This window comes from Arthrobacter sp. UYP6 (assembly GCF_040547315.1).
In the GTDB taxonomy this organism is placed as follows: domain Bacteria; phylum Actinomycetota; class Actinomycetes; order Actinomycetales; family Micrococcaceae; genus Arthrobacter_B.
This window is the reverse complement of the sequence record NZ_JBEPPM010000006.1, coordinates 129,225-141,875: the sequence shown is the minus strand read 5'-3', so window position 1 is coordinate 141,875 and position 12,651 is coordinate 129,225. Positions and strand designations below refer to the sequence as shown.

Here is a 12,651-nt window from a genome sequence, read left to right as displayed (position 1 = left end):
AGAATAGGTAACGTGCCTACAACTGCCAACACTGACACCTCCGGCGCCGACCGGGCGTCAGACGCCCGTACTCGTCCCCGCGCACCTCAGGCTGCTCCGGCAGTCCGCAGCGGCTGGTTGATCTCCGCCGCCGCGGTCATGATGCTGGCGCTGGTAGGGGCCCTGCTCTTCTCCGGTGCCGCCGCGGCGCAGCAGCTCTCCGATCCCGGCGCGCTGACCCGCTGGGCCCTGCCGGTTGCCAAAGCCGTGCAAAACGGCGCCATGGCGGCCGTCATCGGCGCACTGGTCTTCTCGGTGGTGATCCTGCCCAAATCCCTGAAGCTCTCACGTGCCCGCAAGGTTCAGGCGGGTGAACCGGAACATCCGGCCTTCAGCAGGGCGTTGTCGCTGGCCGGCGTCGCCTCGGCGGTGTGGACACTCGCCGCGGTTGCCGTGCTGCTCTTCACCTATTCGGACGTCTCCGGGCTCCCGCTGAGTGCCGACGCCGCCTACACGCAGGGCCTGGGGTCTTTCGTCACTGACTTTTCCACCGGCCGCGCCTGGCTGGCCGTGAGCATCATCGCGGCGGTGGTGACCACCCTGGCCTTCGGCGTCCGGTCCCTCAACGCGCTGGCTGCCACCACGGTGCTGGCCGCCGGGGCCATCGTCCCGATTGCCCTGGTGGGGCACTCGGCCGGTGGAGACGACCACAGCGCCGCCGTGAATTCCATCGGCCTGCACCTGGCCGGGGTGTGCCTGTGGATCGGCGGGATCATTGTGCTGGCCGTGATCTCCCGTCAGCTGGGCCCCATCACCGGGGTGGTGCTCCGACGCTATTCCGCCCTGGCCGGCTTCGCCTTTGCGCTGGTCTTTCTTTCCGGCGTCGTCAACGCCTCGCTGCGCATCACCTCGCTGTCCCAGCTGAACTCCGAGTGGGGGACCCTGGTGATCTTCAAGGCTGCGGCAACCCTGCTGCTGGGCGTGATCGGGTTCCTGCACCGCCGGTGGATCATCCCCCAGCTCCCGGCCAAGGTTCCCGGTTCCGCTGCCGGCGCCAGCGAACAGGGCGGCCCCCGGGCTAAAGGCGCCAACCGCATCCTCTGGCAGCTGATCGGCGTGGAACTGCTGATTATGGCTGCCGTCTCCGGGGTTGCTGTGGCCTTGGGCCGCACCGCCACGCCGCGGCCGGAGGAACTGCCGCCGAACGCCTCGCCGGCGCGCATCCTCACCGGCTATGACCTGCCGCCGGAGCTGACGAACGAACGCTATCTCACCGAATGGCGCTTCGACTGGCTGTGGGTCGCGATTGTCCTTGTCCTGGCCGTCTCCTACATTGCCGGCATGATCAAGGTCCGCCGGCGCGGCGACCAGTGGTCAGTGGTCCGTGCCATGTGCTGGCTGGTTGGCCTGGCCGGGCTCACCTACGTCACCTCGGGTGCTCCGGCGGTGTACGGCATGGTCCTGTTCAGCACCCACATGCTGGGCCACATGTCCCTGACCATGGTGATTCCCCTGTTCCTGGTCCTCGGAGCCCCGGTGACCCTGGCACTGAAGGCCCTGACACCGCGCGGGGACGGCACCCGCGGCATCCGGGAATGGATCCTCATCGGAGTGCATTCGCGCTTCTCCAAACTGGTCACCAACCCGGTCTTCGCCGCCGTGAACTTTGCCGGCTCCATTGTGATCTTCTACTACTCGGAGCTCTTCGGCTTCGCCCTGCGCCAGCACGTGGGCCACGAACTGATGGTGGTGCACTTTCTGCTGACCGGATACATCTTTGTCCTGACCATGATCGGCATCGATCCGCTGCCCTACCGGGCGCCCTATCCGCTGCGGCTGGTGATCCTGCTGGCCACGATGGCCTTCCACGCCTTCTTCGGTGTGGCGGTGATGGGCGGCACCTCGCTGATCCAGGCCTCCTACTTCGGAAACATGGGCAGGGACTGGGGGCTGTCCGCCCTCGCGGACCAGCAGCTGGGCGGCTCCATCATGTGGGGACTGGGTGAAATTCCCACCGTGATGGTGGCCATCGGTGTGGCGCTGCAGTGGTCGAAGACCGACGCACGTGAAACACGGCGTAAAGACCGGGCAGCCGAGAGGAATAATGAGGCTGAGCTGGCTGCTTATAACAACATGTTCGCCAACCTGGCCAAGCGGGATGCCAGCAGCTCTGAAGGAGACCGTTAATGACTGAAACCGTGCGCGCCGGATACCGGGTGCGAGCCTCCGCCTTGGAAGGCCGCAACTGGCTGAACACCGGCGGCCGCCAGCTGGGGCTGGAAGACCTGCGCGGGAAGATCGTGCTCCTGGACTTCTGGACGTTCTGCTGCATCAACTGCCTTCACGTCCTGGATGAGCTCCGCCCGTTGGAGGAGAAGTACTCCGACGTCCTGGTGACAGTAGGGGTCCATTCGCCCAAATTTGAGCATGAGGCTGATCCGGTGGCCCTCGCCGCGGCAGTGGAACGCTATGAAATCCACCACCCGGTCCTGGACGATCCGGAACTGCTGACCTGGCAGGCCTACGCTGCCCGCGCCTGGCCCACCCTGGTGGTCTTGGACCCGGAGGGCTACATCGTGGCCAACCTCTCCGGCGAGGGCCACGCCGCCGGCTTGGAATCACTGATCGGTGAGTTGATTGCCGAGCATGAGGCCAAGGGCACGCTGCATCGCGGCGACGGTCCGTATGTTCCGGCCGAACCCACCGCCGGCAACCTGCGTTTTCCGGGCAAGGCGGTTCCGCTGCCCGAGGGGACCTTCCTGGTCGCTGACACCGGCCACCACCGCCTGGTGGAGCTGGAAGCGGACCTGGCCACTGTGCGCACCGTGATCGGTGACGGCACCAAGGGCTTCCGTGACGGCACCCCGGACACCGCACGTTTCAACGAGCCCCAGGGTGTAGCCGTCCTGCCAGCCGCCGTGGCTGAGCAGATAGGGTACGACGTCGTCGTGGCGGACACCGTTAACCACCGCCTGCGCGCGGTGTCCCTGGCCTCCGGAACGGTGAGGACTGTGGCCGGAAACGGCGTTCAGCGGCTCCTGGACGCCGGAAACCAGACAAAGCGGACCCCGGGGGAGGTCCACCCCTCCGAAGCCCGTGCAGCCGCAGCCAGCCCCGGGGCCGACAGCCCGGCTGCTTCCGCTGCCAGTCTCCAGGGATCCGGGCACGTGCCCGCCCTGCTCGGCACCGACGCCCTGGAGATCTCCCTGTCCTCCCCATGGGACCTCACCTGGTCCACGGCGCTTGGACAACTGGTGGTGGCCATGGCCGGGACGCACCAGATTTTCACCTTTGATCCGCTGACCGGAGCGGTGGGCATCCTGGCCGGCACCGGGCTGGAAGGGCTGCTGGACGGCGACGGAGCCGAGGCCTGGTTTGCCCAGTCCTCCGGCCTGGCCGAAGACACCGCCGGCAACATTTGGGTTGCCGACTCGGAAACCTCCGCGGTGCGGCGGCTGAGCTTCACGGAAGCAGATGGCGGGACCCGGGTGTCCGTGGGCACCGCCGTCGGCGCCGGGCTCTTCGACTTTGGCTTCCGGGACGGCGACGCCGGCGACGCGCGGCTGCAGCACCCGCTCGGTGTTGCCGTGCTGCCGGACGGTTCGGTGGCGATCGCTGACACCTACAACGGAGCGGTCCGCCGGTATGACCCCGTGACGGAGACCGTGTCCACCCTGGCCCGCGGACTCTCCGAGCCCTCCGATGTCCTGGTGGATACCACCGGCGCAGAGCCGCTGCTGATTGTGGTCGAGGCCAATAAGCATGAGCTCGTGCGCCTGCCGATCCCGAAGGAAGCGCAATCAGTGGATGAGGGTGCCCGGCAGACGCAACGGCCCACCAGCCCTATGGCAGCGGGACCCGTGGCTCTGTCTGTACGGTTCGGTGCGCCGAAGGGACAGAAGCTTGATGACCGCTGGGGAGATCCCACGCAGCTGAAGATCTCCTCCTCCCCGGAGGGGCTGCTGGTCTCCGGCGGCGGCACTTCCACGGGACTGACCCGTGAGCTGGTGCTTTCGGACTCCGTTTCGGGCGGTGTCCTGCACATTACCGCCCGCGCGGCGGCCTGTGACGGCGAGCCCGGCGGCGAAATACCGGACCACGCGGCGTGCCACCTGTATCAGCAGGACTGGGGCATCCCGGTGACCGTGGACGCCGCCGGTGAGTCCGTGCTGACCCTGGACCTGCGCGGCCTGGATTAACCTCCGGCCACTCACCACCGAGATAGCAGAAGAGGGGCTTCCCAGCGCTGGGAAGCCCCCTTTCTGCTATCTCGCGGTGGTGGGTGGGGCTAGTCGATGAGGGGAGTGACGGATACTTCTGAAGAGCCCACTGACAACTGCGCCGCGAAGCTGAAGTCCTTTTCGACTTCCAGCGGACTCTTCACACCACTGAAGAGATCAGTTTGCGTGGCGGTGACGCGAGCCTTCCCGCTGAGCGGGGAGAGCACCCAGTTCCCCGACACCGGCCGGATATTGACCTCCGGGTACTCAGTGATTTCCCACACGATGGGTACCTGAACCCGGTTGTCGGTGAAGTGGAAGAACGGGCAGCCCGGGGGAGCGAGGCGGTCCTGGGCGCTGGTGCAGCCGGCCAGGAAATCGCGGACCTTCGCATCGACCGCGGTCCTTAGCGCCTCCGTGGCCTCGGTGGCCAGCACCAGATCCACAGTATCCTGCGGCGAGCTCAGGATTCCTGACTCGGCGGGCGCCGCAAAGAACTCCGAGGTGTAGGAGACCTCAACACGAGCTGGATAGAACGCGGCAAACGTTGTGGTTTCTTCGGGTAGGGCAACTCGGACCCCGTTGACCGTTGCTTCCTGCTGGTTTGCGGCGGTGACCCGCACTGTGGGCAGGGTGGACGGGACAAAAGACCACTGGTCGAAGAACAGCCACTGCTTCTCCGTGCGCTGCAGCCGGAAAGTACTCTGCGATTCTTCGCCGCCAAGGGTGTACCTGACCTGGATATCAACCCTGTCATCTCCGGCGCTGCGGGGCTCCCCGATCTCCAGGATTTCAAGGTCCGAGGCGGAGGATTTCAGGGCTTCGTCATCCAGAAGGGCGGCATTGGCTGCGGGCACTTTGGCAGCCAGCAAACCCAAAGCACGTTCCCCGTCACCGTCCTGCAGGGCATGGAAATAGCTGGTGACCTGATGCTCTGGTCCGTAGACCTTGGCGTTGACGAAGTAGACCACCACCACCGCTGCGGCGATGGTGAGCATGAGCGCGAGCAGCCACGTGGCCACTGCCTTAATTACTGAAGTTGTTCCCTGCACCGCTCAAACGATACCGGGTAGAACAGCGGAAGCCCGGACCGGCGGGGGATCTGCGGTCCGGGCTTCGGCCTGCTCTGCAAAGGGTGCTGTGGTCTAGGACCCGGATCCCGTGTTGACCTTGTCGTTCTCGCGGGCCATGGCGATTTCTTCGGCCCGTGCCGCGTTGGCTTCCTCGGTCAGCTCAGCGCCGGCCTCCGCATCACGGGTAAGGTTCTCGCCGGTCTCCGGATCGAACAGGTGCACCTTGCGGGTATCCAGCCAGAGGTCGGCGTCGCGTCCGCCACGGATTCGGGAAGCGGCATCGATCGTGACCACGATCTGCGGACGCAACTCGTCGGCATCCATGTCCCGTGCCAGATTGTCCAGAAGCTCCTTCACCTCGGGATCCGGATGGAAGGGAATGTAGCCGTACTGCTCGTTGCCCAGCCATTCGGTGTGGCTGATCGGCGCCGTGAACAGGGAGCCGTGCGGGCGTTTGGCATCATCCACAAATTTGGCGTCCTCGAAGAACTCCGGCCGCAGGCCCACCAGGACAATGTCCTTGCCCGCGGCCTTGTCCGCCTTTTCCTGCGGAATCGTGAGATCGCCCACCGCTGTCCGGAGCACGGTGCCGTCCAGAGTTGCCGGCAGGAAGTTCATCGACGGTGAACCGATAAAGCCCGCCACAAAGAGGTTGATGGGCTGCTCATACAACTCACGGGGGGAGGCCACCTGCTGAAGGATGCCCTTCTTGAGCACGGCCACGCGGTCACCGAGGGTCATGGCCTCGGTCTGGTCGTGCGTCACATAGACACTGGTAACGCCGAGCCGGCGCTGCATCTGCGAGATTTCAGAGCGCATCTGTCCGCGCAGCTTCGCGTCCAGGTTGGAGAGCGGCTCATCAAAGAGGAAGGCGTCCGCCTGGCGGACGATCGCCCGCCCCATGGCAACCCGCTGGCGCTGGCCACCGGAGAGATTGGCCGGTTTGCGGTCCAGATGCTCGGTCAGCTCCAACGTGGCGGCAGCATCATTGACCAGCTTGTTCACCTGCTCGTCGGTGTATTTGCCCTTGGCCAGGCGCAGCGGGAACGCAATGTTCTCGAAAACCGTCAGATGGGGGTAGAGGGCGTAGTTCTGGAACACCATCGCGAGATTGCGGTCGCGGGGTGCCTTGTCATTGACGCGTTCCCCGTTGATCAGCAGGTCCCCGGACGTGATGTCCTCCAGACCCACGATCATCCGCAGCAGGGTGGATTTTCCGCAGCCTGAAGGTCCAACCAGGATGATGAACTCGCCGTCCGCGATGTCCAGACTGACATCATTGACGGCGGGAAAACCGTCTCCATACTTCTTGACCAGGTGGTTGAGGGTGATCGATGCCATGAGAGTAAATCCTTTTCTTCGACCGGACGCAAGGGACTAGCCCTTGACGGCGCCCTGGGTTAGACCCGAGACGATCTGGCGCTGGAACGCCAGCACCAGGATGACAACGGGAATGGTGACTATGATTGCGGCCGCCGAGATGGCGCCCGTTGGCTCTTCGAACTGTGAGGCGCCGGTAAAGAAGGCCAAGGCTGCGGGCACGGGTCGGGCCGCATCGGTGGAAGTCAGCGAAATTCCGTACACGAAGTCGTTCCAGGCAATGAAGAACGCAATGATCGCCGTGGTGAACACTCCGGGTGCGGCAAGCGGAACGATGGCCTTGCGGAAGGCCTGCCACGTTGTGGCGCCGTCCACCTGCGCCGCCTGTTCCAGTTCCCAGGGGATCTGCCGGAAGAAGGCGGACAGGGTCCAGATGGAAATCGGCAGCGTCAGCGACAGATACGGAATGATCAACCCGAGCCAGGTGTCATACAGTCCAATGTTCCGCCACAGGTTGAACAGCGGGGTCACGATGGAGATCACCGGGAAGATTGAGACGCCGAGCGCAGTGGTGAGAATCAGCTTCTTACCGGGGAAGTCCAGCCGTGCAATCGCGTAGGCACAAAGTGTTGCCAGCACCACCGCAACAAAGGTGGCAATCAGTGAGATGCCGATGGAGTTGCGCAGAGCCGAAAGGAAGAGCTCCTGGGCATCTCCCACCAGGATCTCTTCATAGTTTGTGGTGGACCATGTACTGGGAAGGAAAGTTCCCGAGGTGAGGTCGCTGGGGATCTTGAAGGAGGTGGCGAAAATGGAAGCCACCGGGAACAGCGCGTAGACAACTACAACTATGGAAATGACAGTCCAGACGAGCCTTCGACGGACGGGTGAGGATTTCATTAGTTACCCCCTCGTGCACCGGTGAGGTCCACCTTGAACAGTTTGATGGCGATGAAACAGATAATGATGACGCAGAGGAACAATAGGACTGAAATAGCGGAGCCCATGCCTATCTCCAGCCGCGAAATAGAGGTGCGGTAGGCCAGCAGGGAAAGGACTTCCGTCCCGTAGGCGCCGTTGGTCATGATGTAGACGTTGTCGAAGATCCGGAAGGCGTCCAGTGCCCTGAACAGGACGGCAACCATGATGGCGGCCTTCATATTCGGCAGGATCACGCGTGACATCCGCTGCCACCAGGTGGCTCCGTCCACTTCCGCGGCCTCCGTCAGTTCTCCAGGGACCTGGGCCAGGCCGGCGAGCAGCAGCAGCGAAATGAAGGGCGTGGTCTTCCAGATTTCGGAGGCAATGATCACGAACAATGCGGTCCACGTGTCGGCGAACCAGTTCAGGTCCGGGCTGATGCCCGGCACCCAATCGAACCAGTGGTTGATATAGCCGGAGTTGATGTCGAAGGCGTAGAACCAGGCGAAGGCGGACACCACGGTGATGATGCCGTAGGGAACGAGGATGGCCGTTCGCAGCCAGCCGCGCACTGCCTTCAACGCGCTGTTCATGACCAGGGCCAGAGCGAAGCCCAGGACCAGTTCCACTGCAACCGTGATCACTGTGATCAGCAGGGTCACGCCGAGGTCGCGCCAGAACACGCTGTCGGTGAGAATGACACTGTAATTTCCCAGACCAATGAATTCCCTGTCCGCGGGTGCGGTCAGGCGGTACTTGAACAGCGAGTCCCACAGGGCCAGGAGAATGGGATAGGCGGTGACGGCCAGCATGATGACAAAGGCCGGGCCCGCCAGCCACAACCCGAGCCGCCGTTCGGACCGGGCCCGGTCACTCAGCCGGGGTTTGGCGGGCTTGGGCGCGGGCGGTGCTCCCCGCTGAGCTTCTACGGAAGTACTCACAACAGCTTCTCCCCTTTCAGGACCGCAAGAATGAACTCGGAGCTAGTTGCCGGAGTGGTTTCCGGATTGACGTCACTGGGCGGAGTCCAGGTCTGCTGGATACCGGTGGATACCTCGTTGTAGTACGGGGTTTGCGGCCGGGGCTTGGAGAGCTCCAGCGATTCACGGATCGTTTCGGCCATCGGGAAGGTTTCGGATACATCCGGTGCGTCATACGCCTCGGTGTTAGAGGGCGGATTGCCGTTGGTTGTGAAGTACAGGGACTGGTTCTCAGGGCTGACGATGCATTCGATGGCCTGATAGGCCAGATCATGATGCTTGCTCTCAGCGCCCACTCCGAGATCGATGCCGCCCAGCGGCGGAGCGGTGTCCTCGCCCTCGTTGACCTGCGGATACAGCGTCCAGCCAATGTCATCAATCAGGTCCGCCGGCAGCGTTCCTGCTTCCACGGCCGCGTTGGTGGCCGGCCAGACGAAGGGGTAGTTCACCATGAACGATCCCTTGTCGCCCTGGAACTGGATCATGGAAGTGTTCTCGGTTTGGGTCGGCAGGCCTGGCCCGCCGAGCCCTTCCTTGCCGATCGTGGACACGATTTCCGCGGCCTGGGTTCCGGCTTCGGAATCAATGCCCAGCCGAATCTCATCCGCCGGTGCATCGGGGTTCTCCACAATGGAACCGCCCGCCGATTCGATCAGTGCGTTGACCCACACCGTCATGGATTCGGCGCGGGCACCCTGTACGCCCAGGAATTTGTCTTGGCTCTTGGCCGCGTCGATGAGCTGCTGCCAGGTGACCGGCTGTGTCATGTCCAGGCCCGCTGCCTCGGCCACCGACTTTCGGTACCAGAGGATCTGAGTGTTGGCCCAGAACGGAACGGCCACCACTTTGTCCTTCCACGTTGCTCCGGTCAGCGCGCCTTCGACCACATTCTGAGTGGTGCGCTCGACGACGTCGTCCGGCACCGGCGCGAGATATCCGGGTTCGGCAAGCTCGGGAACGAACGGCGGGTCCAGGCTCATGATGTCCATGGTGTCGTCACCGGCCGCGAGACGGCGGGCGAGCTGTTCACGCTGAGACGCCGCATCGCTGGGAAGCAGCGAGGTTTCAATGGTGTATGCCCCGTTGGCTTGGTCGGTGCAGATCTGGGCGATGGTTGCCTGCCCGCCGTCATCGGGGTTGATATACCAGATAAGGGCGGGGGTGCCATCGTCCGCGGCGCAGCCGCTTAGCATCGTGGCTCCGACGGCGAGGGCTAGCCCCGCGGCTGCACGTGCCCTCTTGCGGGGCCGGCTGTAGTGTGTTGCGTCCATTGGCATCGGTGTTATGCCTCCACCTCGTCGTAGGCGCGGAATTCAGAGACCAAAAAATTGGGAAACGGAGGCTCTTTACTTCCACGGGACTGCCACCCTAAGCAGCCTTTCAAAAGACACTATGCCCTAGGTGTGAATTGCGCCACTGTCACAGCCGCTGCCAAAAACGAGTGGCGGCAGAGAAAGGTCAGGTCAGGAGCGCAGCTATGACCACGAGGACGGGCAGGGAGAGGATCGTGGTGAGCAGGACGGTGTCCTTGGCCACGAGTACGCCCTCCCCGTAGCGGCTGGCCGCGACAAAGACATTCTGGGCGGTGGGCAGCGCGGCTGTGACGACGACGGCGAACAGCAGGTGCCCGTCCAGACCCAGGACGAAGTGAGCCAGCCCAAATGCGAGGAGAGGCTGCAGGATCAATTTGAAGGCGGTAGCCAGGACGACGTCGGTGCGGCGCCCGCCGATGCGGGTCAGCGGCCGGGAGCCCACCAGCGAAATCCCGAAGGCCAGCAGCATGGCCGGCACCGCGGCTCCGCCGATGAGAGTGACCGGTTCCAGGATGATGACTGGCAGCGTGGTCCCGGTGGCGGCCAGGATCAGTCCGATCAGGGTGCCGATAATGATGGGATTGCGCACGATCTGAGCCAGGAACCGCAGCAGGGAGGTGCGCCGTCCGCTCGTCGTCGTGTCCATCACCATGAGGAAGAGCGGGGTGAAGATGGCCATCTGGAAGATCAGGACCGGGGCAATGTAGGCGGCGTCCCCCAAGACATATACGGCAATGGGAAGGCCAAGATTGGCGCCGTTGACCAGAGACGAGGACATCGTAGAGATGACTGCCTCCGGCAAGGGTCTGCGCAACCACCAGCGCGTGCACAAGAGGAAGGCTCCGGCGGTGAGGAACGCGCTGACGGCGGCGATGAGCAGCGGCAGCGAAAAAACGGTGTGCAGGTCCGCGTCGCTCAGCGTTACCAGCAGTAGGGCGGGAGAGGCCACAAAGAACGCCAGCCGGCTCAGCACAGGCTGGGCATTGTCGCCCAGGACGCCAAGCCGTCCGATCAGGTATCCGACCAAAATGATAATCCAGACAACGGCGAATCCGGTGAGGACCCCCAACACCTGGGTCTACAGACCGTCTGCGGTGCGCCGGGAGGGCATCCGCACGGTGGGCGGGAAGACCGGGGACCCGGGCGGACTGAGCTGTTTGGACACAGTGGAAGTGCATACTTCGGAAAGTGTCATTGTGCGGTTCATCGCGGCCCAGTATAGCGGCCGCCACATCTTCCCCGGACACAAGAAGACCCCGGAACCACAAGGAGTCCAGGGTCTTCTGCAGAGCGGGCGACGGGAATCGAACCCGCGTATCAAGCTTGGGAAGCTAGCGCTCTACCATTGAGCTACGCCCGCAGCGCCGGAGCAATCCGGCACAAAAAACCACTTTACATGGAACCGGGGCCGCACCAGAATTCGGCGTCACTGACTGCCTTCCCCGTGTTGCCCGTGCCCCTCCCCGATGTCCTCCACGCCGCCCTGCCGGGCACGTTCCACCAGGTCCCGCCATCTGCCCTGCACACAGTGTTCGGGCAGGGTAACGGCAGCCGGACCAACGGTGATCTCGTAGCTGAACCGGTCGGGTCCGCCGGGCGCCTCCGGCAAGGGCTCGTGCAGCAGCGGCAGCCACTCCTTCTCCGCCTCCTCGGTGCTGACCTGGGTACTCCACACCCGGGTGACTCCGGCGAAGCCTCCGGTGCGGACCACCACGATCCTCACGGCGAAATGCCCACTGCGTTCCAGGCATCGGACACAGCGCCGTACTCAGCGCCCGACGTTCCGTACCGCTTCTCGGCCGCGGAAAGGGTTCCGGCCGCGAACCGTGTGAAGGTGCAGTCCACCGGGAGGTTCTGTTCCGTGAGCGCGTCGTACCAGATTTGCCCGGCCCGTTCCCAGGCGTAATTTCCCATGGTGGTGGCCGCCAGATAGAACGCGTGATTGGGAATGCCTGAGTTGATATGGACGCCGCCGTTGTCCGCCGTGGTCTCCACGTAGCCAGCCATGGTGGCCGGCTGTGGATCCTGGCCCAGCACGTCGTCGTCGTAGGCCGTGCCGGGGGCCTTCAGGGAACGCAGTGCCGTCCCCGATACCTGCTCCGTAAACAATCCGGCCCCCACCAGCCATGTAGCCCGCGCCGCTTCCTGGTGCAGCAGCTTTTGCTCCACCAGGACCCCAAAAACGTCAGAGACCGATTCGTTGAGCGCTCCGGCCTGCCCCTGGTACTCGAACCGGGCGGTGTACTGCACGACCCCGTGGGTCAGTTCATGGCCGATCACGGTCAGGGACTTGGTGAACCGTTGAAAAATCTCGCCGTCGCCGTCGCCACAAACCATCCGTTCGCCGTTCCAGAACGCGTTGTCATAGTCGCGGCCGTAATGGACGGTGGCGGCCAGTGCACCGCCGACGCCATCCACGGACGCCCTGCCGTAAGCGTCACGGAAGAGCGCGTGGGCGGCGCCGAGCCCGTCGTAGGCCTCGTCCACCGCTTCGTCGCGGGTGGGACTGTCGCCCTCCGAACGCACCAGGGTGCCCGGGAGGATTTCGCGCGCCCCGGCGTCGCAGACTTCACGCCGGAGGGAGGGGGCCAACGCAGTGTCCCGGTGCGGAGAAGGAGAATTCCGGGCCTGGGCACGGGCCTGCTGAACGGGAGGGATTTCGGCCAGCGCACGACGGGCGGCTTCGGCCGCCCGTCCGAAGCCGTCCTGCTGCTGCTCCGCAATACGTGCCAGAAGATAAGGGGGAACGATCGAACAGGTCATGCTGCCCTCCGAGGGTCCGGATGCCACGGCGCGAGGTTCGGGGAACTGGTTCCCCGGTGCGCCTGTGGCCCCAGCCTAAAGC

The 12,651-nt window shown here is 64.2% G+C and carries 10 protein-coding genes and 1 tRNA gene; 2 read left to right on the top strand and 9 right to left on the bottom strand.

The genetic code is table 11. From position 1 onward, the window contains the following. Positions 1–138: 138 nt before the first annotated feature. Positions 139–2,166, top strand: coding sequence for a bifunctional copper resistance protein CopD/cytochrome c oxidase assembly protein (locus ABIB35_RS07165; protein WP_354180157.1), 2,028 nt, complete (start codon positions 139–141; stop codon positions 2,164–2,166). Next, entirely contained in the window at positions 2,166–4,178 is a 2,013-nt protein-coding gene (locus ABIB35_RS07160; protein WP_354180086.1) for an NHL domain-containing thioredoxin family protein, read from the top strand. The genes ABIB35_RS07165 and ABIB35_RS07160 overlap by 1 nt, the downstream gene beginning before the upstream one ends. A gap of 89 nt (positions 4,179–4,267) precedes the next feature. On the opposite strand, the gene ABIB35_RS07155 is transcribed toward ABIB35_RS07160, so the two are convergent. From ABIB35_RS07155 to ABIB35_RS07115, 9 genes are all read right to left on the bottom strand, one after another. Continuing rightward, the gene (locus tag ABIB35_RS07155) at positions 4,268–5,251 is read right to left on the bottom strand and encodes a hypothetical protein (RefSeq protein ID WP_354180085.1); all 984 of its coding nucleotides are present in this window, start codon (positions 5,249–5,251) and stop codon (positions 4,268–4,270) included. A 93-nt stretch (positions 5,252–5,344) separates the two neighbouring features. Then, positions 5,345–6,613, bottom strand: a complete 1,269-nt coding sequence (locus tag ABIB35_RS07150; protein ID WP_354180084.1) for an ABC transporter ATP-binding protein — start codon at positions 6,611–6,613, stop codon at positions 5,345–5,347. Between the two features lie 36 nt (positions 6,614–6,649). Next, positions 6,650–7,492: a carbohydrate ABC transporter permease gene (locus ABIB35_RS07145; protein WP_354180083.1), complete on the bottom strand. Its 843-nt coding sequence runs from the start codon at positions 7,490–7,492 to the stop codon at positions 6,650–6,652. Next, positions 7,492–8,454: a carbohydrate ABC transporter permease gene (locus ABIB35_RS07140; RefSeq protein ID WP_354180082.1), complete on the bottom strand. Its 963-nt coding sequence runs from the start codon at positions 8,452–8,454 to the stop codon at positions 7,492–7,494. The genes ABIB35_RS07145 and ABIB35_RS07140 overlap by 1 nt, the downstream gene beginning before the upstream one ends. Next, on the bottom strand, positions 8,451–9,764 hold the full coding sequence (locus ABIB35_RS07135) for an extracellular solute-binding protein (protein WP_354180081.1): 1,314 nt from the start codon (positions 9,762–9,764) through the stop codon (positions 8,451–8,453). The genes ABIB35_RS07140 and ABIB35_RS07135 overlap by 4 nt, the downstream gene beginning before the upstream one ends. A gap of 187 nt (positions 9,765–9,951) precedes the next feature. Continuing rightward, positions 9,952–10,878: an AEC family transporter gene (locus ABIB35_RS07130; protein WP_354180080.1), complete on the bottom strand. Its 927-nt coding sequence runs from the start codon at positions 10,876–10,878 to the stop codon at positions 9,952–9,954. A 217-nt stretch (positions 10,879–11,095) separates the two neighbouring features. Beyond that, positions 11,096–11,166, bottom strand: a tRNA-Gly gene (locus ABIB35_RS07125). Between the two features lie 66 nt (positions 11,167–11,232). Further along, on the bottom strand, positions 11,233–11,517 hold the full coding sequence (locus ABIB35_RS07120; protein WP_354180078.1) for a protealysin inhibitor emfourin: 285 nt from the start codon (positions 11,515–11,517) through the stop codon (positions 11,233–11,235). Positions 11,518–11,525: 8 nt separating this feature from the next. Then, positions 11,526–12,569, bottom strand: coding sequence for a M4 family metallopeptidase (locus ABIB35_RS07115; RefSeq protein ID WP_354180077.1), 1,044 nt, complete (start codon positions 12,567–12,569; stop codon positions 11,526–11,528). Between the last annotated feature and the right edge of the window lie 82 nt (positions 12,570–12,651).